16 protein-coding genes are annotated in these 25,421 nt (G+C 48.5%); 14 read left to right on the forward strand and 2 right to left on the reverse strand.

Features of this window, described 5'->3' with window-relative positions:
- The 9 genes from VIM72_RS14335 to VIM72_RS14375 form a co-directional block, all read left to right on the forward strand.
- Positions 1-5,285, forward strand: a 5,285-nt coding sequence (locus tag VIM72_RS14335) for a Calx-beta domain-containing protein (RefSeq protein WP_332003507.1), incomplete at its 5' end; no start/stop codon positions are given.
- A 37-nt stretch (positions 5,286-5,322) separates the two neighbouring features.
- The gene (locus VIM72_RS14340) at positions 5,323-6,324 is read left to right on the forward strand and encodes a type IX secretion system membrane protein PorP/SprF (RefSeq protein ID WP_332003508.1); all 1,002 of its coding nucleotides are present in this window, start codon (positions 5,323-5,325) and stop codon (positions 6,322-6,324) included.
- 18 nt (positions 6,325-6,342) lie between these two features.
- Positions 6,343-8,148, forward strand: coding sequence for an OmpA family protein (locus VIM72_RS14345; protein WP_332003509.1), 1,806 nt, complete (start codon positions 6,343-6,345; stop codon positions 8,146-8,148).
- A 123-nt stretch (positions 8,149-8,271) separates the two neighbouring features.
- A complete protein-coding gene (locus VIM72_RS14350) occupies positions 8,272-8,679 on the forward strand; it encodes a hypothetical protein (protein ID WP_332003510.1) in 408 nt (135 codons plus the stop codon).
- Between the two features lie 314 nt (positions 8,680-8,993).
- On the forward strand, positions 8,994-9,740 hold the full coding sequence (locus tag VIM72_RS14355) for a hypothetical protein (protein ID WP_332003511.1): 747 nt from the start codon (positions 8,994-8,996) through the stop codon (positions 9,738-9,740).
- 57 nt (positions 9,741-9,797) lie between these two features.
- The gene (locus VIM72_RS14360) at positions 9,798-10,601 is read left to right on the forward strand and encodes a hypothetical protein (RefSeq protein ID WP_332003512.1); all 804 of its coding nucleotides are present in this window, start codon (positions 9,798-9,800) and stop codon (positions 10,599-10,601) included.
- Positions 10,602-10,633: 32 nt separating this feature from the next.
- Positions 10,634-11,758 carry a cellulase family glycosylhydrolase gene (locus tag VIM72_RS14365; protein ID WP_332003513.1) on the forward strand — a complete coding sequence of 375 codons (1,125 nt, stop codon included), beginning with the start codon at positions 10,634-10,636 and terminating at the stop codon, positions 11,756-11,758.
- A 176-nt stretch (positions 11,759-11,934) separates the two neighbouring features.
- Positions 11,935-14,799: a sensor histidine kinase gene (locus VIM72_RS14370; RefSeq protein WP_332003514.1), complete on the forward strand. Its 2,865-nt coding sequence runs from the start codon at positions 11,935-11,937 to the stop codon at positions 14,797-14,799.
- On the forward strand, positions 14,799-15,536 hold the full coding sequence (locus VIM72_RS14375) for a LytTR family DNA-binding domain-containing protein (protein ID WP_332003515.1): 738 nt from the start codon (positions 14,799-14,801) through the stop codon (positions 15,534-15,536). The genes VIM72_RS14370 and VIM72_RS14375 overlap by 1 nt, the downstream gene beginning before the upstream one ends.
- Here the strand turns inward: VIM72_RS14375 and VIM72_RS14380 are convergent, their stop codons facing one another.
- Positions 15,537-16,538, reverse strand: coding sequence for a helix-turn-helix transcriptional regulator (locus VIM72_RS14380; RefSeq protein ID WP_332003516.1), 1,002 nt, complete (start codon positions 16,536-16,538; stop codon positions 15,537-15,539).
- Entirely contained in the window at positions 16,502-17,326 is an 825-nt protein-coding gene (locus VIM72_RS14385) for an SDR family NAD(P)-dependent oxidoreductase (RefSeq protein ID WP_332003517.1), read from the reverse strand. The genes VIM72_RS14380 and VIM72_RS14385 overlap by 37 nt, the downstream gene beginning before the upstream one ends.
- 190 nt (positions 17,327-17,516) lie before the next feature.
- Here VIM72_RS14385 and VIM72_RS14390 point away from each other — a divergent pair, with 190 nt between their 5' ends.
- The 5 genes from VIM72_RS14390 to VIM72_RS14410 all read left to right on the forward strand — a co-directional run bounded on the left by VIM72_RS14390 (position 17,517) and on the right by VIM72_RS14410 (position 25,421).
- The gene (locus VIM72_RS14390) at positions 17,517-18,488 is read left to right on the forward strand and encodes a peptidoglycan DD-metalloendopeptidase family protein (protein WP_332003518.1); all 972 of its coding nucleotides are present in this window, start codon (positions 17,517-17,519) and stop codon (positions 18,486-18,488) included.
- A 217-nt stretch (positions 18,489-18,705) separates the two neighbouring features.
- Positions 18,706-19,296: a sigma-70 family RNA polymerase sigma factor gene (locus tag VIM72_RS14395; RefSeq protein ID WP_332003519.1), complete on the forward strand. Its 591-nt coding sequence runs from the start codon at positions 18,706-18,708 to the stop codon at positions 19,294-19,296.
- Positions 19,297-19,421: 125 nt separating this feature from the next.
- Positions 19,422-20,456, forward strand: a complete 1,035-nt coding sequence (locus tag VIM72_RS14400; RefSeq protein WP_332003520.1) for a FecR family protein — start codon at positions 19,422-19,424, stop codon at positions 20,454-20,456.
- Between the two features lie 4 nt (positions 20,457-20,460).
- Positions 20,461-24,033, forward strand: coding sequence for a SusC/RagA family TonB-linked outer membrane protein (locus VIM72_RS14405; RefSeq protein WP_332003521.1), 3,573 nt, complete (start codon positions 20,461-20,463; stop codon positions 24,031-24,033).
- A 26-nt stretch (positions 24,034-24,059) separates the two neighbouring features.
- Positions 24,060-25,421: a RagB/SusD family nutrient uptake outer membrane protein gene (locus VIM72_RS14410; RefSeq protein WP_332003522.1), complete on the forward strand. Its 1,362-nt coding sequence runs from the start codon at positions 24,060-24,062 to the stop codon at positions 25,419-25,421.

A 25,421-nucleotide genomic window follows, 5' to 3' on the forward strand; every position in this document is an offset into this window, starting at 1 on the left:
ACATCACAGACAACGATAACACCGCGGCTAACCGCGTGCTGAGCGTGGTGAAAACCACCGACGCCGCAGAACCGGGTACCGATGGCGTATTTACCATTACCCTGCCTTTGGGCATCACCGCATCGGAACCCATCACCGTGAACTATACCATCAACGGTACAGCTACCAGCGGAAAAGACTTTACTGCTCTGAGTGGTTCAGTAATAATTCCTGCGGGTGAAGACAGCGTAACCGTAACCGTACCGGTGATCAACGACCAGGTAATTGAAACCACTGAAACCGTGAACCTCACGCTTACAGACGGTACCAGCACCAGCTTTAACTTCACGGCCAGCACTACCAGCGGCAACGCGATGGTGAATATTGCTGATGACGACAATGTTGCGGCTAACCTGGTGATCAACGTGACCAACCCTGTGGACGGTGCAGAACCAGCTACCAATGGAACATTTACCGTTGGCCTGCCTGCAGGATATACCGCAGCTGAAGATCTCACGGTAAGCTATACCATAGGCGGTACAGCTACAGGCGGTACAGACTACGCTGCCCTGGGTGGAACCGTGGTGATCCCTGCCGGTCAGAACAGCGTGCCGGTAACCGTAAATGTGACCGACGATCAGATTATAGAAAATACAGAAACAGTAATATTGACGGCTACAGGGGCAACTTCCACCAGCTTCACGCTCGTGCCAGGCAGCGCCGCTGGAAACGCCACCTTGAATATCGCAGATGATGATAACACCGCAGCTAACAGGGTGCTGAGCGTAAGCAACGAAGGCGATGCCAGTGAACCTGCTACCAACGGCAGCTTTGCGATCCGCCTGCCTCGTGGAGTAACCGCAGCCGAAGATATTACCGTGAATTATACCGTAACCGGTACAGCTGCAAGCGGAACAGACTACACAGCCCTCAGCGGTACGGTAGTGATCCCTGCAGGAAAAGATAGTGTAGCCGTGCCAGTGAGTGTGATCAACGACCTGATCATTGAAAACAAGGAAACAGTGATCCTGACCCTCACCAATGGTACTTCCACCAGCTTCACCTTCACGGCCAGCACCACCAATGGTAAGGCTACCGTGAATATTAATGGCGACGATGATAATGCTGCCAACCGTGTAATACAGGTGAGCAAAACAGCAGACGGCGCAGAACCAGGCACGAACGGCAACTTCAATGTAAGCCTGCCTGCCGGTATCACCGCTGCGGAAGATATCACTGTGAATTACACTATTGCCGGCACCGCGGTGAATGGTACTGATTATGCCAACCTTGCCGGTACAGTAATAATTCCTGCCGGTCAGAACGGCGTGAACGTACCGGTGACTGTAACAGACGACCAGATCATTGAAGGCGCCGAAACCGTGATCATGACAGTAACAGGCGGTACATCCACCAGCTTCGTATTTACCGCCAGCACAACCAGCGGTAACGCTACGGTGAATATCGCCGATGATGATAATACGGCTGCTAACCGCATACTGCTGGTAACCAATACCGCCGATGCCACGGAACCAGCTACCAACGGCGGCTTTAGCATTGGCCTGCCTGCAGGGTTTACTGCTGCGGAAGATATCACCGTTAACTATACTATAGCAGGTACCGCTACAACTGGTACAGACTATACCGCTATCACCGGGGTGATTACCATCCCTGCCGGTCAGAATAGTATAGCCGTACCAGTGACAGTGACAGACGATAAGGTGATTGAACCAACGGAAACAGTAGTGTTAACGGTAACCGGTGGAACTGCTGCCAGCTTCACCTTCACTGCAGGCGGCACAGGTAATGCCACCGTGAATATTACAGACGATGATAACATTGCGGCTAACAGGGTGCTCACAGTGGCAAAAACTGCCGACGCATCAGAACCGTCTACAGCCGGCACATTCACGATCAGCCTGCCTGCCGGTATTACAGCATCTGAGAACGTGACCGTAAATTATACAATAAGCGGTACCGCTACCGCAGGTGCAGACTACACTGCACTGAGCGCTTCTGCTGTGATCCCTGCCGGTCAGAACAGCGTTACCGTACAGGTACCGGTGATCGACGACCAGCTGATAGAAAACACAGAAACAGTGGTAATGACGCTTACGGGTGGATCTTCTTCCAGCTTTACTTTCACAGGAACCGGCAACGCTACTGTGAACATACTGGACGATGACAACACAGCGGCTAACCGTATACTTGCTGTAACTGCTACCAAAGATGCTGCTGAACCGGCCACAAATGGTGAATTCACCATCAGCCTGCCTGCGGGCCTGGCTTCGTCCGAAGCAGTTACCGTGAACTATACCATTAATGGTACAGCTACCAGCGGAGCAGACTATACTGCCCTCAGCGGCACCGTGGTGATCCCTGCCGGTCAGAACAGCGTGACCGTACCGGTGCCAGTGATCAATGACCTGATCCTGGAAAGTACTGAAACAGTGCATATGACCCTCACCGCCGGTAAATCCACCAGCTTTGCCTTCACCGGTGGCGGATCGGCCACCGTCAACATCACAGATGATGAAAACACCGCCGCCAACCGCACACTGATGATTGTGAAAACAACTGATGCTGCAGAACCATCCACAAACGGAGGCTTTAGTATCAGCTTACCTGCAGGTATTATTACAGCTGAAAACATCCAGGTGAATTATACCGTAAGCGGCACTGCTGCCAGCGGAACAGACTATGCCGCCATCACGGGAACCATTACTATCCCGGCGGGTCAGAACAGCGTAAGTGTGCCGGTAACAGTAAAAGATGATAAGATAATTGAAGTAACCGAAGGCGTGGTCATGACGTTGAATGGAGGAACTTCCACCAGTCTCAGCTTCACCGGCACCGGTAGTGCTACTGTAAACATCCGCGATGACGAAAGTATTACACCGGCCAGCCTGGCACTGACCATCACCAAAGATACAGATGGCGCAGAACCGGCCACCAACGGTAGCTTTAAGGTGAGCCTGCCTGCAGGTATCACTTCTTCTGAAGCAACCACCGTTAACTATACGATAGCGGGTACCGCTACTGCCGGCGCAGATTATACCGCCCTCACAGGCAGCGTAGTGATCCCGGCCGGACAAAACAGTGTATCCGTTCCCGTAGTAGTTGCGGACGACCAGATCATAGAAGTAACAGAAACGGTGATAGCTACCCTCAACGGTGGTACTTCTGCTCACTTCACTTTTGCAGGTAATGGTAATGCCACCGTCAATATCACCGATAATGAAAGCAGTGCACCGGCCAACATGGTAGTAACAGCTACTAAAGGTGCAGACGGCGCAGAACCTGCCACTAACGGCAACTTCGCTATCAGTCTGCCGGCAGGCATCACTTCCTCAGAAGATATCACGGTGAACTATACTATAACGGGTACGGCTACACCGGGTGCAGATTACACTGCCCTCACAGGTACCGTAGTGATCCCGGCCGGACAGAACAGTGTTACCATACCGGTAACCGTTACAGACGACCAGGTGATAGAAGGTACAGAAACAGTGATCCTGACACCAACCAGCGCCAGTGCTGCACACTTTACCCTCACTACCGGTGGTAGTGCTACGGTGAACATCACCGATGATGAAAGCAACCTGGTACTGAACATCACTAAAAATGCAGATGGTGCAGAACCGGCTACCAACGGCAGCTTCACAATTGGCCTGCCAACCGGGGTTACTGCAGCTGTGGACATCACCGCTACTTATACCGTAACAGGTACGGCGAAAGGTGGTAGCGATTACACTGCCCTCTCAGGCACCGTAGTGATCCCGGCTGGTCAGAACAGCGTCACCATACCGGTAACCGTAACCGATGATCAGCTGATAGAAGGCAACGAAACAGTGATCATTACAGGAACCGGTGGTACGGCTAACGGCCTTGTGTTTACGCCAGGCAGCAGCAGCACTGTTACGGTGAATATAGCAGACGATGATAACGTGAATATGGATATGACCGTTAGCGCTACTACGCCAAATGCAGCAGAACCGTCCACACCGGGCGCATTCACCATCGGCCTGGCCAGCGGCAAAATACCGGCTGCAGATATCACAGTTACTTACACCATCGCAGGAAGCGCTACAGCTGGCAGCGACTACACCGCCCTCACCGGTACAGTAGTGATCCCTGCGGGCCAGTCGAGCGTAGTGATACCGGTAACCGTAACAGACGATGACCTGATAGAACCAGCTGAAACCGTGGTGCTCACCATTACCGGTGGTGAATCGGCCCGCATGAGTTACACCACAGGCGCGAACAGCACTGCTACTGTAACCATTGCAGACGACGATCATACTAACCTGAACCTGGTGGTTAGCGCCAGCAAGCCAGATGCTACCGAGCCGGATGTAAACGGCGCGTTCACCATCAGCCTGGCCAGCGGCAAGCGCACTGCAGAGCCTATCACCATACAATACATGATTGGTGGTACCGCCACACCGGATGCCGACTACACGGCTATTACCGGTACGATTACCATCCCGGCAGGCGCCAGCAGTGTAACCGTTCCCGTGAGTGTGCTGAACGACAATGAAGTAGAATCTCCGGAAACTGTGGTGTTCATGCTTACCGGTGGACAGTCGGCCAGCTACACCTTTACAAAAGGCAGCGTCGGCGAAGCTACCGTAACGATTACCGACACCGACAAATACACCGGCGACCTGATCGTTACCAAAGAAATAGTAGCGCCGGTAACAGGACCTTACCGCATGGGTCAGAACCTTACTTACCGCATCACAGTAAGGAATGCCGGCAACGTAGCCATGACGGCCGTGAAAGCGGAAGACCGCCTGCCGGTACAACTGGATGTGCCTTCCCATACCTCCGCTGAAAGAGGACAGGTAGTGGTAACGCCGGCTACTAAACTGGTAGAATGGAATATTGGCGACCTGGCAGCAGGAGCTACCGTACAAATGACGCTGACTTCCCGTGTAATAGAAGGCGGACAACTGGTGAATGAAGCTACTGCTTACAGTACAAATATGCCGGATGCCGACAGCACGAATAATACAGGAGTATCTGCAGTGGGAGTAGAAGGATCAGACCTGTTGTTCCCGAATGTGATTACGCCTAACGGCGATGGTAAGAACGAAAGGTTCATTATTGGCGGACTGGAAAAATATCCGGGTTCAACACTGTATATCTTCAACCGCTGGGGCGGACAGGTGTACCAGTCCAGGGATTACCGCAACGACTGGAACGGTTCTAACCTGAACGAAAGCACCTACTACTATATACTGGAAGTGAAGAAACCGGACGGTATCAAAAAGTATAAAGGCTGGATAACAATACTGCGGTAAAAGAAAATATTAATATCTGCTACAAAAAAAGTAAAAGATGCAAACAATGCTCAGAGCAGGAATAATAGGGATGTTGCTGGTAATCGGGATGCGCGGAGTGGCGCAACAGAACATACAGTTCAGCCAGTATGTGTTCAACGGGTTAAGCGTTAATCCCGCCTATGCAGGTTATAAGGAAGACCTGTATGTAAACACGGTTTACCGGCACCAGTGGGCCTCATTCCCTGGTGCGCCGCGGACCGGCGGGGTATCGCTGGATGGTGTAACGCCCGCCAGTGATAATAAGGTGGGATTGGGACTGCAAATGTTGTTTGATAAACTGGGACCGCAGGAAGCTTTATCGCTCTATGGCTCTTATGCTTACCGCATTCCGCTGGACGATGAAGGCACACGCCGGCTTTGCTTTGGCATTGGCGGCGGTGTTACCCAGTATTCTATTGACGGTACAGCCCTGCAATACACTGATAACGACGACTCGGCCATACCCCTGGGTAAAAAGAGCGTGTGGGTGCCGGATGCCCGGTTCGGGATTTATTACTATACTCCCCGCTTTTATGCAGGAGCTTCGGTGATGGACCTGCTTTCCCTTTATACCGATGCTACACGGTATAACTGGAAAGGAAACAATTATGCCACCATCCGTAAAACACAGCACCTGTATGTTACCACCGGCGCTATGTTTCCACTGAGTGAAGGGTTGCAGCTGAAACCTTCTATCCTTATCAAGGAAGATTTTAAAGGACCCACCAACGTAGATATCAACGCTTTCCTGCTGATTGGCGAAAAGCTGTGGGCAGGCGCTTCCTACCGTACCGGTGTGGGCATCTGGAACAAAACCAACCTGCAAAAGGACCTGAGTGAACTGGATGCGGCCAGTGTGATGGTGGAGTTTTACGCTACAGAGACCCTGAGGATCGGATATTCCTACGATCTGAGCATTAATAAAATGGCGGGTTACCAGGGAGGATCGCATGAAATATCATTAGGCTTTTTAATCCCTTCGAAAAATTTCACTGTAAAGAGTCCCCGGTATTTTTAAACCTTAGTTACTACCCGTATGAGACGTTGTATTATTATCATTCCGCTGATGTTGTTGAGCACCTTCCACCTGTATAGCCAGGAGCAGAAAAGCTTGTCGCAGTTAGCCAACGCAGCGTATGCAAGACAGCAATATGCCGAAGCAGGAGCGCTCTATAACAGGATCGCCCGTAACAAGGGAAAAAAGATGCCCGTGGATCAGCTGATGAAAATGGCGCATAGTTACCAGGAGATCGGTTATTATAAAGAAGCATCAGATGTATACGAGGAGATTATCAGTCGCCCCGACCACCCGGCTGCCGCTTATTTTGCCTATGGCGAAGTGCTCCGGCAAATGGAACAGTATGATGCGGCAAAGCAGCAATATGCGTTGTTTACCACGTCCAATGCAGACAGTCTTAAGTTAAAAGACGTTGCCCTGCAGGGTTGCGACAGTGCGGTGGTATGGCTTAAACAGGCGCCCGCCGTGCAATTAAAACCACTTAAAGAGCTGAATACCTATGGCTCCGACCTGGTTAGCGGTGTTGTAAATAGAGGATTGCTGCTGATGTCGAACGGGTACCGTTCGCTGGCGCTTAACAGTGGTTCGCAGGCGCATCCACCTGTTGACAAACGTACAGAACAACCCTATTACAAAGCCTATATTTACCAGCAATACTCCGGCGGTAACTCCAACACTTACCTGGAAGAGCTGGTGCCTAAGCTGCTCGGCAACTATGATTACCATATAGGCCCGGTATGTTTTAGCCGTGGAGAAGACACGCTGTATGCCACGATCAATATACAGGGAGGCAATATACCGGTTACCAGTAAAGGTTTCGTGAATGGTGTGCGTCACCTGCAGATCTACCAGTCTGTGAAAAAGGACGGCAACTGGACCACCCCCGTGCTGATGCCCGGTATTAATATGGAGGGATATTCTTCCAGTCACGCAGTGCTGAGCACGGATGGCAATATACTGTACTTTGTATCTGACCGCCCCGGCGGGCAGGGGCAAACCGATATCTGGTACGCTGAAAAGCAGGCCGATGGTACCTGGGGCGCACCCGTGAATTGCGGCAGCCAGGTAAACACGGTAGCCGCAGAAACTTTCCCCACCGTTAATGAAGAAGGCATTCTTTATTTTTCCAGCAGGGGATATGCAGGGATGGGAGGGTATGATATCTACCGGGTAAAAGGGGAGAAGACAGCCTGGGGAACACCTGAAAATATGAAAGTGCCCTTTAACTCAGGGGCAGATGATATAGGGCTCATATTGAAACGTAACGGCTATGAAGGCTACCTGGCCTCCAACAAACCAGGCGGCATGGGTAAAGACGATGTATATTATTTTTCAGATCGTGATTTCTTTAACAGGCTTAATGGCAATGAGCCACCACCGGTTGTTACAGACCATGTTGCACCACTTGTAACAGGCGGCCGGCCAGGTTTGGTAGAGAAAAAACATACCGTAGAAGAAGAAACAGATAAACAAAAGCTGGAACAACTGAAGTTCCTGTATGATTACAACAGTGCATCGCTGCTCATTGAATCCCGGAAGATCCTGGACCAGGTGGCGCTGGTGTTGAAACGCCATCCTGACTGGCGGATCGTGATTGCTTCCTTCGCGGATAACCGCGGTTCCGACCAGTATAATACCGATCTGTCGGCATTGCGCTGCTATGCAGTAATAGATTACCTGGTGAATGCAGGCATCGATCCCAAACGTCTTTACTACAGCAATAAAGGAGAACGTGATCCTGTGAATGGTTGTAAAGATGGCGTGCCGTGTAAAGAAGAGGAATACAGACAGAACAGGCGCACTGAGTTGCAGATAAAGTGGTAATAATAAAAAAATCATGAGATCACCGGCATCCGGTGATCTCATGATTATGCTGATAAAACTTGTCGCTTTTGTACTATTGTCGGATAGTAAGGATAGCTAAATTTATTGTCTAAATACTATTTTATGGAGAATAAAAGAAAGCTATTTTTGAAATGGAATGCTGTTGCTAAAACAGCTGCTGTGCTGTTAATTGTTTTGTTAGGATCTTTGTCGATCCATGCCCAGACACTTCCACCGTTGCGCCCGCCTAATCCTAATCCTACCGGCCCTGTACTTTCAGAGTATGAACGGGAGTTTAATTATGGTTACGAAGAAGGTGCAAGATTTGCCGGCAGAAAGGATCGCCTGAACTATGAAACTTTCCTGAGAAGATATTATGACGGATTAAGAATGTACCCGGAAAATGCCACTTTTTACCGGGCAAGGTTTGAAGGACTTACCGCTGGCTGGATGGAAAATCAGCCTGAGCCGGATCTGACATTGTACAATAAACTGAAGAAAGCATTGGAACGCGAGCCATCCGAACCTTAAGCTGAATCAATAAAAAAAAGTGCGCCTGTAAAATTTTTACAGGCGCTTTTTTTTTGTTGATACCCGCGCTGTTTTCCGGTAAAGACGCCCGGAAGAAATGGCGGTAATAGGTGCCAGCTAGCTCCGGTGGCGCCATTAATGTCATTTGCACTGAAATAGCATCTCTCCAATATACTCCATACGTTTTCATGATTATTCCCCCACCGGCTCAATAATTTCCCCCATCTGCTAAACGGCACTTCCGCCTTCCCTGTTTCTGGTGGACTTTTGAATTGAATCAGTGGATGTACGTTTTTACAACCAATTATCAGCTCATGAAAACACATGCTTATTTCAGCCTATACTGTTGTGCGGCATTATTTGCCTTGCTCTTGTCTTATTGCAGCAAGAGATCCGACAATAAACCCGATGAAGGCATGAACGGCGTGGTGGAAACCAATAACGGCGTTACCTATAAATTGTTTGTAAAAGAAGGTCTCGCAAGTTATAGCGGTATACTGGTGATGGGAAGTGGCAACGACGCCGAGAAGCCCGGACCCGGCAGTATGGATGGCGATACCGAAATATCCCTGTGTCGTAAAGCTGCGGAAAATAATTATATAGCCGCCATTGTTCAATACCGCAAAACCCCGGGCCTGGCCAACTGGGATGCCAGTTCGGATATGGTGGCGGAAGATTACGACAAGTGCATCTCCGCTTTGGCGGTGAAATCCGGGCTTAATAAGAACCGTGCTGTAGTTGGAGGTTATTCCTATGCTGCCTATATGCTCCTGAACAATACGGCCAGGACCGCCAAACTGGCCTATTGTCAGGGAGTACTTGCCGCCTGCGGCGCTATTGAAGGAGCCACCTATTTCCATGTACCGGTATATTCCATCAGCTGTTCCGGCTCCCCTGATCCGGGCGGGCTTTCAGGAAAAGCCCTGTATGACGCCATCCGTAACGATTCTCCTTTTAAATGGAAAAGCGAAGGAGTGACGGATAACAGTTGTAACAGTCATTGCGGAGGCAACTGGACTAACCAGCTGTATATCAGGATGCGGGACTGGCTCGCAGCATAATATGCCGGTAACCATCAGCAGTACAGGAAAAATCCCGTAAATTCAAAACACAATATCATGAAACCTACATCACTTTTCAGGTCTTTCTTATTACTATCGGCCTGTGTCCTGGCCGGCTGCCATAAGGACGATAACGGCCCGGCGCCGCCCCCGGATAAAAACTGCCGCATTGCGGTAGCCACTGCAAAATCAGGTGCTACCACCACTACCTATACACTTAGCTATGACAACGACGGGAGGTTAAGTAAGGTAGGTATGGACGATTTTTATAAGATGCGCTACCTGTTTAATTATACGCAAAGTCAGTTCACCCGCGATGGTTATTCGGATCACTGGGACGGGCAATTAACGAATCAACTTCGTGCTGAACTTAACAGTATGGGATTACCTACACTTATTGTTGAAAAGAACTATGACTATACCCCGTCCGGACAACCACTTAAACTTATGTCTGTTTTTACCACTACTTACGAATATAATAGCAAGGGAGAATTACAGTTATCTGCCCGGAAGTATGAATCTATCGGTAACCCCGCCAGCAATTCCACCACCACTACTACTTATACCTGGGCCAATGGTAATGTGGTAAAGCAGGAAGTATCCGGCGGAGGAACAGGAAGTTTTGAATACTATACCGATAGGCCCGCCCAGAAAGCAGGCGCTGTAAGTTTTGACAACCTGATGTCTACCGGCGTAAACCCGATCGATAATAAAAACCTGGTGAAGTCGCTTACAGACGGGACAACAATCATCAATGTAAACTATGACTATGATGAAACAGGAAAGATAAAAACAGCTACCCTTACAGGCAGCACAGCAGCCGTTAACCGGGAAATGAGATACCAGTATTCCTGTAATTGATTCACCTGTAGTGAAACATAAAACCAGTTAATATGAAAACACTGAAAGGATCCACCTTTTTAACTTTTCTTGTAGTGATGCTGGCCATGAGCACAGGTTGCAGCCATGATAACAATGATCCCGTAGATCCTCCTGCTGCCGCTGCTACCATTACCGTATCAGGCAAAAACCTGGTACTGGCAGGTGGACAATCGTTCGTGCTGCGTGGCATCAATTATCCTATTATTGATGAAGGCTTGCCAACCCTGGGAACCCCGGCCCGATATAAATTCAAAATTGATGAAGCAGCAAAAACCGGCGCCAATGCTATCCGTATCCAATGGTATACCAATGGTACCCATTTTATGGATGATCCGGAAGAAGGAACTCCCGGAACGGTGGATGGATTGCTGAACAACGGAACCTTAAGTGATATCATTGGATATTGCTACGAGAAAGGAATGATCCCCATCCTGGTGATCCAGAATACGGTGTGCAGCAACGACTGGAATTATTTTAATAATGTAGCCATAGCCTGGTGGCAAAAGCCGGCAGTGATTGACCTGATCAATAAACATAAGAAGTACCTGATCGCTAACATTGCCTGTGAGTTTGGCGATGTGGAATGGGCTGCAGACCCCGTGGCCGCACAGGGAATATTCAAAAATAATTATATCCAGGCGGTGCAAAAGCTGCGTAATGCAGGCATCACCATTCCATTAATGATTGATGCGCCTGATTGTGGCAGATCTTCTTCCGCACTGGCCAGGGTAGCGAAAGACATTCTCAATGCCGATCCCAGGAAGAATATTATTTTCTCCGCGCATACCTATTGGACAGATTATGCAAACACCGCGGCCGCAGTTAAAACAAAACTGGATGAAATCAATAACACCGGTACCTGTTTTGTTTTTGGAGAAGTAGGCAACTGGCAGGATGATAATGTTTGTTGCGTTTATGATATAACCAATCTGTATCGTATTATCCTGGGAGAAGCCTGCAGCCGCGGTATCGGCTGGCTGGCCTGGTCCTATAGCCAGGATTGCTGTAAACCGCGGGAAATGACCACCAACGGGGAATTTGGCACCTTAACTCCTTATGGCAATGATATCATTAACAATGCTACTTACGGGTTAAAATCCGGGGGCTCCTGTGCGGCCCAGCCCTTACCCAGGTAGCAGCAGGGCAGAAACATAGGAGGATAACTGTAAATGTTTGTAAATTTAAATAAAAAACGGTGGCCTTTACGCGGATGATATCGCATGCACTGTTTGGGTTAATATGCTGTAGCTGCTTTACCTTCAGTGGGAGCGCTTACGGCCAGGATCACTACAGGAAACAAACCCTGAATTATATGGACGGTCTTCCGTCCGACTACGTAAATGCCGCCATTCCTGATTCATCCGGTTATTTATATATCGCGTCACAAAGAGGGATTTCCATTTATGATGGCTACCGCTTTGTAAACCACCCGTCAGTACAATCCGGGGTAACCGATCTGTTCCTGGATCATAACGCCTTTTACTTTTATGACGACAGGGGCCTGAACCGCCTGCAGGGCTTTAACAATGCGCCCCGGCTGCTGACGGCAAATATTTTTACAGATACTGATCCGAATAATGATGCGTATAGGAATATTTTTGTAGATAGCAAGGGAAGGATCTGGTCAACAGATTTTAACTATGTAAAATACTACCTGCCACAAACGGGTAAGACCTCTTCCTTTCTTATAGGCCCCGATAATAAAGATGCAGAGATCAATACCGACATACTGCAGGTTGCCGGTGGCAGCATATGGGTGCCCGCAAGATCCGGCCTTTGGGTGTGGCAGGAAGCCGGCAACAAACTGGCGCTGCATCCTGAAACAGCCATCAACCGGTTAAGCTATGAAAGCGCCATCCGGTTGAATAACGAAGACGTGATCCTTTCTACCACCGACGGAAAGCTGATCAGGGTAAAGCCCGCCACAGGGGAATTTGATTATCTCCCTTCACTTCCTAACCACGAGGTAGTAAAAGGATTCCTGCTTACTGCAAAAGGATTGTTTCTTTACACCACACAAAAAATATATCAGCTGGAACAGCATAATTACCGGGAAGTTTGCAGCATTGATGCCGCCGTGATCAATTATGTAAGTTTTGATACACGTACCAATCTCTTCTGGGTAGCCACTACAAAAGGACTGGTTAAATTAACTCCGCTTCCCGATGCACTTGAAACACTCACCATTCCACGTACAGGTGAAAAAGACGACCCGGTGATAGCTGTGGTGGAACAAAAAACAAGCGGGTTGTGGATGCTTACCAGGTCGGGCGATGTCTGGTTTTACGGAAACGGAATTTGGGAGAAACGTTTTGCAGCGCAGGCCGGCAGCAAATGTTATGCGCTGGATGAAGTAGACCACCAGGTGCTGTTATCTACCAGCAAGGGAATATTCCTTTGGCGCGATAAACATTTCCAGCCGCTTCACTTACCGGACCTGCAAATAAAGAGCGCCATACGCAAGGTGTTGGTTACCCCGCAGAACGAGTACTGGGTGGTATTCTCAGGTCAGCCTATTGCACGGTACAGTTATCCCGGTCTTAAAAAATTCTCCAAAGCATTTAACAACGACACTGCTTTCTGGACAGGCAATACCTGGAACGATATACTGGTGGATAACAGCGGCAACATCTGGCTGGCAGGATGGATGCCCAAAGCCTGGGGCATTGCACGTTACGACCCGGATAAAAATCAATTTATTGAGATCTCTGATACCAGCATCAATAAAAAAGACCTGGGCGTGTTTGTAGGTGATTATTACAACAGCATTGGACAGGGAGCTAATGGCACTTTGTTGTTTTCCGCCTACGGCGGATGGAACCGCACCAATGAAAAAGGAAGGATCACCCAGAAAGTAGACACACATGATTATGGGATAACGGATACCTATGTGGTGGGTATTTCGGAAGACAAGCACGGGAACGTATTTTTTGGTACCCGCGAAGGGCTGCATGTATGGCTGAAGGAGAAGAACAAAGTGGTGCGCCTGTCGCAGATAGATGGCTTGCCTACAGACTACCTGGTAAATGCCCATAAAAAATTACTCAATGGAAAACTTGCTTTGGGCATCCCGGACGGGCTATTGCTGATAGACACTGAAAAGATGCTGCAAACCCGGTTAACCAACCGCCTGCGACTTACCCAAACCAGGGTGAATGATGTGGCCAGGTCTGAGAATAATACCCATATTGAGCTGTCCAGGAAAGAAACATCCCTGTACCTGTTTTTTTCTGACCTGTCGTACCTCGATCCTTATAAAGTGCAATTCAGGTATAAATATAATGATGAGAATACCTGGCACGACCTGGGACATCGCCCGGAATTATCCCTTGATCATATCAGGCCCGGCGAATACGCTATTACCATAGCAGTAGCTGATAACCTGGCCAACCTGCAGCAACAAACACTTACGCTGTTTGTAACCGCTCATCCGGCATGGTGGCAAACATGGTGGTTCCGCATTGCTGCACTGATCCTGGTCATAGGGGTGGCGGTACTCCTGGTAAAACGGAGAATTAAGAACATCTGGAGGGAAGCGGAGCTAAGGCACCGGATCGCCGAAACAGAAATGATGGCGCTGCGGGCGCAGATGAACCCCCATTTTATTTTCAACTGTATTAACGGTATTGATGCGCTGATACAAAGCAATGATAAATATCACGCCACGGTATACCTTAACAAATTTGCCAAACTGCTGCGCAATGTGCTGGACAGCTCCAGGCAAAATGTGATCAGCCTGGCGAAAGACCTGGAAACGCTGCAATTGTATATCGACCTGGAACAGCTCCGCGACGAAAATAAGTTCACCGCATCTATCAGGGCAGATGAATCCCTCCTGCAGGACGATTTCCAGGTGCCGCCGCTGGTGGTGCAACCCTATGTTGAAAATGCCATCCTGCACGGACTGAGATATCGCCCGGATAATAATGGCCGGCTTACGATTACAGTAACCAGGAACGAAGAACATATTGAATATGTTATTGAAGATAACGGCGTAGGCAGGGATACCGTTAAAACCGGCAGCAAGCGGCATGATCACTCCTATGGTATGCAAATGAGTGAAGACAGGGTAAGATTTTTCAATAACGAAGAATATGCCTCTGTGGAGGTAACAGATTTGAAGAACGAAGGAAAGCCCACCGGCACCAGGGTTCAGGTACTATTAAAAATTCAGTAATGCTGACAGCTATAATCATTGACGATGAGAAAAAAGGGCGTGTTGCCTTACGTGAAAAACTGCACGACTATTGCCCGGAAATAGAATTGCTGGGTGAAGCAGCCGATGGCGCAGAAGGGTTGCATCTTATCAGGGAGCAAAAACCTGATATCGTTTTCCTGGATATTGAAATGCCAAGTATGAACGGCTTTGAAATGCTGCACCTACTTCCGCAAAAAGATTTTCATCTTATTTTTACCACTGCTTACAACCAGTATGCCATCAAAGCTATCCGCTATGCGGCCTTCGATTACCTGCTCAAACCGGTGGATATCGATGAATTGAGATCGGCTGTTGAAAGAGTAAAGGAGCAATCGCAGGAACATACCGAGGAAAAACTCCGGGTACTACAGCAAAACCTTGATACAAGACCCCTCCTGGGCAAGATTGCCATCCCCACCCTAGATGGCCTGCTTTTTTTCACCATCACGGATATTGTATATCTCGAAGCAAAGAGCAATTATACAGCTATCCATTTCGCCAACCATCCCAGTTTACTGGCGAGCCGTACTATGAAAGACTTCGAAGAACTGCTTCCCGCGGATCTTTTCTTCCGCACGCATCATTCCTATATCATCAATCTCCGTTACATCAAACGTTACATCCGCGGAGAAGGAGGGCAGATAGAACTGGAGAACGGCGCATATGTAACAGTAGCGCGGCGGAAAAAGGAAGAACTGCTGAAAAAGTTCCGGTAGTTACCTGTTCAATTGTATACTTTTCCTGAATTCCAGCGGCTTCATGCCTGTTTGTTTTTTAAATAACCGGGTGAAGTAAGATGAATTTTCAAAACCCAGTAAATAAGCAATTTCGGCAACGCCCTGATCTGCTGTTTGCAGCAGGTGTTTGGCTTCTGAGATCAGGGAAAGATGAATTAACTCCAATGCGGTTTTACCTGTTTCCTGTTTAAGCAGGTCGCTGAGGTAGCGGGGAGATATAAACAGCTGCTCCGCCATATAATTGACCGATGGGAGCCCTTCTTTTTGCAGGCTGCCATTGCTGATATACTGCTGCAGGACCTGGTTGAATTTTGTGACTGTTTTACCGGAAAGCGATGTGCGGTTAATGAACTGTCTTTTATAAAACCGCTGGGAGTACATCAGTATGGAAGCGATATGGCCCAGTATAATTTCCCTGCTGTATTCATCCGGGTTGTTGGTGTATTCTGCTTTTATTTTATCGTGCAGTTCCCAGATAACCTCTTCCTCACGGGGAGAAAGGTGCAGTGCTTCATTTACCTCGTAATCGAAGTAGCCATATTTCCCGATGGTATGGAAAAGCTCATGCCCGTTGAGATAATCTTCATGGATCATGATCATAAAACCGGCTTCTTCAAACTGAAGGCCTTTCATTTCTATGATCTGCCGGGGCTTCATGAACATCAGGGATCCGTTTGTACTGTCGTATGGTGTGCGGCCGTACATGACCACGCCGGCTTTCAGTTTTTTAAAAGCGATGATGTAGCAGTCAGTGGTGAACTCCCTGTCGCCCAAAGGACAATCGCTCCGGCAGCTTACCATGTTCAGCAACGGATGTTCCGGGGCGGGCCAGCCGTTATCTTTATTCAGCTCACTGAGTGTTTTGTAATGCTTCATAACTACAAAATTAGCGAAATATACAGTACCGGCGCGTTGGGCGCCGGTACTGCCACAGGTGGTTTGTTTTAATGTCCGTGTGCGGCTATGCTCACTTCTTTCCACTCTTCGATCTCTTTTAACCTTTGCGTGTACACCTGTTGTATACCATGGTAGGCAATCTTCCCGAACAGTAATCTTTTGGGAGGATTGGCGCTTTGGACAATTTGCAGTAATGGCGCCACGGTAGCTGCGGGCACGCCCCATATATCCGGGTTTTCGCCTGATTTGGCAAAAGCCGCGCGAACAGGGGCATAGTCTTCAATATCGGCATTGGTTTGTGTGGCAGAGGCCCCGGCCCAATCGGTGGCATACCCGTTAGGCTCAATCAGAGTGGTTTTAATACCCAGGTGCGCCACTTCGGAATCTACCGTTTCTATTAGTCCTTCCACTGCAAATTTGGAGGCATTGTACAATCCCAGTAATGGCAGGGTGGTTAACCCAAGGAAGCTGGATACCTGTATCAGATGCCCGCTTTTTTGCTGGCGGAAAACCGGCAGTACGGCCTGCACTACCCAGAGGGAGCCAAAGAAATTGGTTTCCATTTGCAGCCGGGCCTGTGCTTCCGTGGTTTCTTCTGTAGTGCCAAACAGGCCATAGCCCGCATTGTTGATCAGCACATCAATGCGTCCGAAATGTTGCCTGGCCTGGCCTATTGCGGCAAATACCTCCTCCCGGTTATTGACATCCAGTTTCAGGGGTAAAATATGATCCCCATAGGCGGTTACGAGGTCGTTTAATGCGCTGGTATCTCTTGCGGTGGCAATTACTTTATCGCCTTGTTTGAGGAAGGCTTCCGCCCATAATTTTCCAAATCCTTTGGAGGCGCCTGTAATCAGAATGATCTTGCTCATGATATCTTTTTTTAAATATTGTTAATCTTGATAAGACAAAAGTACCACCGGCTTTACCGCGGAAATAACCCGGATGAGCGGAAGAATAGCACAGAATTACGGAACGGGTATAATGAAACGGGCAAATTATTTTACAGCTATATGTAATAATATTGCTACTTTCCGCTACTAACCCTTTTAAATAATGAAAATGAAACTGAAATTTGTTTTAGCAGTAATGTTATCCCTGTCTTTTTTTACTGCCTTCTGCCAAACTGAAAATGCAGCTAACCGGTATACGGCTGATAAATTTGAAAAGTACTATAACGCTGGTCAGTTCGATAGTATCTATGCTATATTTTCCCCGGAGGCTAAAATCAGTTTACCATCAGACAAAACAAAAGCTTTTCTTACCAATTTAAAGAACGGCTATGGCAATATTGTAAAGAGGGCCTTCCTTGAAAACCAGGCTCCATTTGCCGTATACAAAACGGAGTTTGAGAAAGGGATCATTTCTCTCAGCATAGCTGCAGACAATAACAATGCTATTACAGGGCTGTATGCAAAGCCATATGAGCCGGATACACAGCCGGTGCTGCAACGGAACATTACCGCTATGCACCTGCCTTTTAAAGGCGAATGGACGGTGTTCTGGGGCGGTGATACAAAAGAATTAAATTATCACGTGAATGTCCGGTTCCAGAAGAACGCCTTTGATATTGTGATAAATAACGCAGAAGGACGGAGCTTCAGGACCAATGGAAAAACAAACGAGGATTATTACGCGTTCGGGCAGCCAATTATAGCGCCTTGCGACGGGGAAGTGGTTTGGGCGGTAGATGGCGTTAAAGACAATATCCCCGGTGAATTGAACCCCATCTATGTTCCGGGTAATGCGGTACTGATGAAAACCAGGAATAAAGAGTATGTTTTCTTTGCACATTTTAAACAGCATTCCGTAAAGGTGAAGGAGGGCGACCAGGTGAAACAGGGGCAGCTACTCGGTTTATGTGGTAATTCAGGCAATTCTTCCGAGCCTCACCTGCACTTTCATCTTCAAAACATTGAAAACCTGAATAAGGCCACCGGCGTTAAATGTTATTTCAGTAAACTGGAAGTGAACGGGATTTCAAAAACAGATTATTCCCCTGTGAAAGGAGATAAGATCAGCGAAGAAAGATAATCGTTATCCGGTTGCTGTTCCCCCGGATCAGCGGCCGGCCCCCGGAGATTTATAGTGTATATGTGACACATATAATTATTGTTTATTTATATTGCCCTGTTGTTGCTCCCAAATCCTTATTCATATTGCGTTTTATTAACTCATGGCAGTTGTGGGGGAAAATATTTGAAATATTTTCCGCAATTTCGCAGCTGAACCAACTGAATTGACCAGGATAATGCAGGATGACAAAGATATATGGGAGGCATTCCGGTCCGGAGATGAATCCTCCCTGCAAAGGATCTTTGATAAATATTATACTCCTCTCTTTAATTATGGTCATAAATTTTCTGCAGATGATCACCTGATAGAAGACGCCCTGCAGAACCTGTTTGTTAAACTCTGGAAAAACCGGGATGGTATTAAAGATACCGGCTCCGTTAAAAATTATTTATATAAATCGTTTCGCAGGGTATTGCTCCGGATGCTGGAAGTGCAGCAGCGGGAGCACAGCTTCTCTGTGCTGGACGGATGGACCTGGCCCGGGCAGGAACTGGGGTATGACCAAACCCTGATCAGCCGCGAGCGACTGGAAACCATCCGCAACAACCTGGTGGCGGCCCTGGAAAAAATGACACCCAGGCAAAGGGAAATCATCCACCTGCGTTACTATGAAGAAATGGAATACGAAGAAATTGCTGCACTCATGCAGCTTTCCGTTTCCAGTACTTATAAATTGCTGTATAAAGCAATAGATACCCTCCGGCAATACTTATCCAAATCTGATCTCCTTATTTTACTGGCGGTTGTTTCGTTGAAAAAAATCTAATACAGTCATATCTAATGAGATGATTGTTAGAAAATATTTAATATCTAACCATTAAAATAAATTTATTGATTTTTTAACCCGAACAAGGGATAAAATTTCAAAGTGCAGTGTATATATAATCAGCTATGGAACATCAGCACGGGAACTATACGGACTATACTACCACTTCTTTCTTTGAAGATGAAACATTTATTCGTCATATACTGAAGTGGGACAACGCGGCAATTGCTTACTGGACGCAGCTCTCCACGCAGTATCCGGATAAGAGGGCCGCAATGGAAGAAGCCCGTGCCTGGATACTGCTCCTGAACAGGGAACCGGCTTATAGTCCTGCTGAGGGTAAATCACTGCTATGGGAAAAAATTGCCGGCAACATAGCAGCAGAAGAGCAACAGCAGCGGCGGTACCGGCCCCTGAAACTGGTGGCTAAATGGACAGCGGCTGCTGCAGCGGTATTGTTGTTCATGATAGTTGTCCGGGAGCTGACATCTCATGGGAAAAGATCCTATACCACCGCATTTGGAAAGCATGAACAGGTGGTGCTGCCGGATGAATCTGTGGTTACTTTAAACGGTAATTCTTCCATTTATTACTCCCGTTCCTGGAAATCGGCAAAGCCAAGGGAGATATGGCTGAACGGAGAAGCCTACTTTGAAGTAAAACACATAGCCATTAAAAACAGGTGGCAACAATCCGATTCATTCCAGGTGCATGTAAGTAATCTTGCGCTCACCGTACTGGGCACTAAGTTTAATGTAAGGAACCGCCGCAGCATCACGGAGATCTCCCTGCTGGAAGGTAGCCTGAGGATTGAAAAGAACGGACCCGGGGCATTTGTCAAAATACTCAAACCCGGCGACGCTTTTGTTTATGACAGCAGTAAACAGCTGCTACAGGAAATGGAAAGAAAGCCACAGGCCAACAAAGCCTGGACTGCCAACGAATTAGACCTGGATGGCTATACCCTCCGGGAAATACTGAACGTGCTGGAAGACAATTACGGCTACAGCATCACTTTAGAAGCGCCGGAGCTGGCGCAGAAAAGGCTTTCAGGAACAGTGCCTGCAGCGAATGCAGACGACATCCTTTTTGTTATCAGGAAGGTATTTAATCTTAAAATCAGTCAAAAAGCAAATCATTTAATTATCAGCCAAAATTAGTAGCATGTACAAACGAATGTTATTTGTCATGTGTTGCCTCTGGGCAACACTGCCGGGGAAGCTATTTGCACAACAGCAAATAAAATTGAAAGCAGCGCTGGAAGAAGTGAAAGCGGTATATGGTACCAGGTTTGCCTACGAAGAACACCTGCTGGATAATATTTATGTAAACCTGAAACGCCCGCTCACCAAAAAAGAGCCCGTGGAAGCGGTGTTGAAGGACCTGTTGTATAATAAAGGATTTGTTTTCCTCTATGTACAGGAAAATTATTACACCATTATCAAAGATAACCGCCCGGCAAAAAGCCCGGATACAACACCTGCGGAAAATTCAGCGGAGGCTCCTGGTGAGGAATATGTACAAACCATTACCGGCGTAGTAACGGATGCAGAAGGGCATCCGCTGGTTGGGGTCACCGTTATTCCCCAGGGATACGCGATCCGGTTTGGCGCGCTTACCAGCAGCGACGGCCGGTACACGCTGCGGCTGAAGGAGAAAGCAACGGCGGTTGTTTTCACCTTTGTAGGTATGAATCCCTTAAAGATGGAGGTGGGAGATAACAACATTGTGAACGCCCGGATGGAAGCCGATATACACCAGCTGCAGGAAGTAAATGTATTATCTACCGGGTACCAGTCGTTGCCAAAAGAAAGAGCTACCGGCGCTTTTGAGCAGATTACCAGTAAACAGATAAGGTCCGTGCCCGCGGTGAATTTAATGGAGCGCCTGGAAGGCACAGCGCCTGGTGTCCGTTTTGATGTGCGGAACAATAAGATCAGCATCCGCGGGGTAAATACCCTGGGCGCCGGCGCCGGCAGCACGCCACTCATTGTTATAGACGGCTTCCCGGCTGTGGACCAGGATCTCACCACCAGGACGAATAACAGCGCCAGCGGGGGCGCTGTATTAAGCCGCTACAATCCCGAAGATATTGAATCCATCACCATACTGAAAGATGCCGCCGCTACCTCCATCTGGGGCGCGAAAGCGGCCAATGGCGTTATTGTGGTCACCACCAAAAAAGGAAAGAAGAATTCCTCAGCTGTCAACTTCAGCAGTAACCTGAGTATTTCCAATCCTGCGAATATGAAGAACCTGAACCGCATGAGCACCGCGGAATATATTGACCTGGAGAAGGAAATGAAGGGCCTGGGATTCTTTACCGATCCTGCCATCTGGGACAACAGCTGGATGACCTTTAACCAGAACATGCCGGTAAGCGAAGCACTGGAATGGATGTTTAAAGTAGACAGGGGCACCGCTACTGCCGGTCAGCGCGACTCCGCATTAACTGCGCTGGGTAAACTGGATAACCGGGGCCAGATCCGCGACCTCCTGTTTCAACGCGCCGTTTCCCAGCAATACAATCTCTCCCTCTCCGGTGGCGGCCAGCACAGCACTTACTATATCTCTACCAACTATACCAAAGATGTTCCGGTGTTCAGGAATAACAAAAGCGAAAATTATTTTGTGAATGCCAACCTGAGCAACGAATTGTTTAACAACAGGGTCACCATTAACACCGGCCTCAATTACAATTACGCCACCAGCACGGCCAATACAGCAGCGCTGAATGCCATTGGCAACGGGCGACTGGGATTGCGCCCCTATGAAATGCTGCAGGATGATGCCGGTAATCCTATTGCCCGCTCCATCGATTACCGCGATGAAGTGGCAGCCGATTTCCTCAGCAAAGGCTATCTCCCCTGGACCTACAGTCCTTTACAGGAATTGAATTATGGTAATTCGGTTTCAAAAGAAAACCGCTACCGTTTCACAACGGATATCAATACAACAATCACCGACTGGCTGAATGTAAGCGTAGCAGGTACCTTACAACGCAATCTCGCAGAAAATACTATCCTCGGTGAACTGGAAAGCTACGATACAAGAGTACTGGTGAATACCGGTACCACAGTAGGCCCCAATGGCCGCCTGGTATACGGCGTACCTTACGGAGGTAAAATGACCAGCACAAATACCAATACCGTAAATTACGGGCTGCGCGGCCAGGTAAACGTGAATAAATCCTGGGGCAATAATTTCTCACTGAACGCCCTGGCAGGTACGGAAATCCGGGAAGACCAGCTGACCGCTTACCAGCAAACCCGTTACGGATTTAATAATGATACCTATTCTTCCGCTTCCTGGGACCCCAACGTGTATTATCAAACTGTGATGGGCTGGACCACCTCGCTCGGCTTTTCCGATGGTAGTATTAACAGGTCCATCAACCGGTTCCTGTCGTACTACGGAAATGGCGCCCTCTCTATGATGAATAACCGCTACATCGTATCAGGAAGTATCCGTTTTGATGATTTTACACTGGCCGGCGCTTCCCGCAGCCAGCGCGCAAGACCCTTATGGAGCGCGGGTGTGAAGTGGGATGTTACTTCGGAAGATTTTATGAAATCAGTAAACTGGCTCAATAAATTAAACCTCCGGCTTACCTACGGTACCGGTGGAGCAGTACCGAGGAGCGCCAGCAACGCCGCCCTGCTCAATCTGAGCGGTCTGGACCCGGTTACCCGTGAACCATATGGCAATGTATTATCTCCCGCCAATAATAAGATCAGCTGGGAGCTTACTAAAACCTGGAACCTGGGTATGGATGTGGATGTATTGAACAACCGCCTCCATTTCAGTGCAGACGCCTACCGCAAAAGAACCAGCGATATCCTGTGGCAGTTCCCCGTCAACACCACTTATGGATGGAGCTCACTCTATTATAATGCCGCCAGCATGAAAGGGCATGGGTACGACCTGGGCATCCGTGGAGACATCATCAGGAACAGGAATTTCGGCTGGAGCTCCAGCTTTAATTTCGCCTACAACACCAACGAAGTAACGGATGCGCGCTTTACACGACCTACCAGCAGCATTGCAGTAGCCAGCAGCGCCCCCATAGAAGGAATGCCAAATGATTATCTGTATGCTTACCGCTGGGCCGGACTGGATAATAAAGGCCGCTCCCAGGTATATACTGCCGATGGAAAAATTGTGACGGCAGACATGCCCAACAGCGCAATTACTGCCAAAGATCTTGTGTATATGGGTCGCACTACACCGCCTTACTTCGGAGGTTTCTTCAACGACTTCAGCTATAAATCATTTACACTCGGCGTGCGCATTTCCTATGAAATGGGCCATGTGTTCCGCCGCCTGTCCATACAGAACTACCCGGATTATGCCACCAGTAACTATATCGGGCTTATTGGCACGCAGCGCGACCTGGCAGAACGCTGGCGTAAACCGGGCGATGAGCAGTTTACCAACGTGCCTGGTTTGGCGAATGTAACCACCAACAGCAGCAACCGGTACAAGATGGCCGATATCCTGGTGGAAAGCGCCAGCCATATCAGGTTGCAGCAAATTTCAATGGGCTACCAGGTACCATCAAAAGCATTGTCACGTACCATGCTGAAATCGGCAGGGATCAATTTTGCCGTGAGGAACCTGGGTATTATCTGGAAACAGAACAAGGCCGGTATTGATCCCAGTTATGCGATGAGCAGCAACTATACCAACCTGCCGCCTTCACCCAGTTATTTCATGAGCCTGAACGCTTCTTTCTAACACCGGAAAAAATGATCAAAATGACAATGAAACGCTTTTGTATTACGCTGCTGGTATTGGCTATGGGAACCACCTCGTGCCGTAAGTACGTGGAAGTGGAACAACCCAATCAGCGTGTGTTTAAATATACCTCAGATTTCCAGATGCTGCTCAACAATGTAAGCCTGTTTGAAACTTCCGCCAGTCTGCCTATGTTATCCGGCGATGACATCAACCTGGAATCCAATACCAGTTTACAAAACCTGCTTACGGGCGAGCTGCAGAACGTTTATACCTGGGCGGCAGACTATTACACTTCCGATCAGGGAGATGCCGGCTGGGATCAGCTGTATAACCAGGTATACGTGTGCAACCAGATTACTGCCAATGTAATGGGAAGCGCCAATGGTACAGATGCGCAGAAACGGAGCATATACGCAGAAGCGCGGGTACAGCGGGCCGTTGCCTATCTTACCCTGGTGAACCTGTATGCAAGGGTGTATAATGCTGCCAACGCCGCCACAGATCCGGGATTGCCTTTATTACTTTCCCCGGATCTTTTTGTACCGCTTAACAGGGCTTCTGTAAAGCAGGTATACGACCAGATCATGCTCGACCTCACAGAGGCCCTCCCTGAACTGCCCGATAACGCATCCAATAAACTGCATCCCGGGAAAGCCGCCGGCTATGCGCTGCTGGCCAGAACTTGTCTCTACATGCAACGCTACAGCGAAGCAGCAGATTATGCCGCCAGATCGCTGAGCTTCCAGCATACCTTGCTGGACCTGAAAGACTATGCCGATGGTACAAAGATTTATCCCCGCCGGCTCGATAACCCGGAAGTGATACTCAGCAAGAAAGTGTCCAAGCCAGGGAATATTGATTTGCCTTTAAGTACGGAACTGATGAACAGGCTTACGCCGGAAGATCTGCGCTACCAGCTGTTCACCCGGGGTGGAAATACTTTCCAGCCTTCTTTTACCGGGCGTGGATCTTACCGCGATAAAATTTTCCTGCCGGATAATGTGACAGCCGGTGTATCTGTACCGGAAATGATGCTGATACAGGCAGAAGGTTTAGCCAGGTCCGGTAAAAAAGACGAAGCCATGGCCCTGGTAAATGAGCTGCGGCAGAAACGATTCCTGCCTGCACAGTATACCGCTCTCGCTGCAGCTACCAATGAGGAAGCGCTGCGTTTGGTGATCGATGAAAGAAGACGGGAATTATTCGGCACAGGACTGCGTTGGTTTGATCAGCGAAGGCTCAGTGTAGAGCCTGCGCTTGCTGAAACGGAATCGCGTGTATTCAAGGGCGTTACCTATACACTGGTGCCGGGCGACCGCTACGTGTATCCTATTCCACCAAAAAATATTGAATTGAACCCGGAATTAACCCAGAACCAACGATAA

The sequence above is a fragment of the Chitinophaga sp. genome, assembly GCF_036569185.1.
Taxonomy (GTDB): domain Bacteria; phylum Bacteroidota; class Bacteroidia; order Chitinophagales; family Chitinophagaceae; genus Chitinophaga.